Here is a 602-nt window from a genome sequence, read left to right as displayed (position 1 = left end):
CTCATTGTCAAGTGGTTATTGCAACGTTGCTTGGTAATGGGCGAATGGAGTTGGTGAGCGCCGCGGCGGGTCTGGCGGGCAGGGGCTGTGCGCCTGCCCGTGCCGCTGCGTGGTCAGGGGCCGTAGAGGCTCGGGGGTCAAGGGCGGGCCGCAGGCCCGTCGCGCCGCGATCGCGCCAGCGACCCTTGAGGCCGGAGGGGCGGCCCCGTAGCCTGACGCGGCGCTTACCGGGAAGGGGTCAGCGGCGGCGAAGCCGCCTCCGCTTGTTGTATACCGCCGTTAGGCGGCGGCTTGGTCAAGCAGGACCGCCAGCCGGTCGGCGGGAGTGTCGAGATCCAAAGTGGGCCTGGGGCGCCGGTTGAGCATGTCTTGGATGCGTTTGAGATCGGTTTTGGTGTAACCGCTTAAGTCGCTGCCCTTTTCAAACCAGAACCGCAGCAGCCGGTTGGTGTTTTCGTTGCTGCCACGCTGCCACGGCGAGTGCGGATCGCAGAAATACACCGGGGCGGCCAGCTGCAGCTGGATCTGGCGCCAGTGGGCCATCTCGCTGCCACGATCCCAGGTGATCGAGCGGCGCAGGTGTTCGGGCAACTGGCCCATCG

General features: G+C 66.8%; 1 protein-coding gene. It reads right to left on the bottom strand.

All coding sequences use genetic code 11. From position 1 onward, the window contains the following. Window positions 1–279 precede the first annotated feature (279 nt). Window positions 280–602: IS30 family transposase (locus AC5Y21_RS26030; RefSeq protein ID WP_499917038.1), on the bottom strand; the 323-nt coding region annotated here is incomplete at its 5' end.

This window comes from Mycobacterium sp. NGS41 (genome assembly GCF_059812725.1).
This window is presented reverse-complemented; position numbering and strand designations above follow the sequence as displayed.